Here is a 562-nt window from a genome sequence, read left to right on the forward strand (position 1 = left end):
GCCGTGGTGATCGCGGTCGAGGCGATGCCGTTGACCCCGAACGGGAAACTCGACCACGCCGCGTTACCGGACCCGGAATTCGCCTCCGGGGTGGCATATCGGGCGCCGCGGTCGGAACGCGAACGGGTGCTGGCGGGACTGTTCGGGGACGTCCTCGGGATGGGCCGGGTCGGGATCGACGACGACTTCTTCGATCTGGGGGGACATTCGCTGCTGGCGACCCGGCTGGTGAGCCGCATCCGGGCGATCCTGGGGGTGGAGGTCCCGATCCGGACGGTGTTCGACGCCCCCACCGTCGCCCGCCTGGTCGCCCGCCTCGATGACGAAACCGCAGTACGGCCGGTATTGGCGGTGGCCCAGCGGCCGGAGCCGATGCCGGTGTCGTTCGCGCAGCGACGGTTGTGGTTCCTGCACCGGTTCGAAGGCCCCTCGGCGACCTACAACATGCCGTTGGGGGTGCGGCTGACGGGCGCGGTGGACGTGGCGGCGTTGCGGGCGGCACTCACCGATGTGGTGGGACGACACGAAAGCCTGCGGACGGTGTTCGCCGAGGTCGACGGGG

Annotated in this window: 1 protein-coding gene; it reads left to right on the plus strand. The window is 70.5% G+C overall.

Annotation, left to right across the window (positions count from 1 at the left end):
• A partial coding sequence (locus ACX4ZE_RS23000; RefSeq protein WP_480275552.1) for a phosphopantetheine-binding protein occupies window positions 1–562 on the plus strand: 562 nt, incomplete at both ends.

The sequence above is a fragment of the Nocardia sp. TBRC8007 genome, from assembly GCF_056629435.1.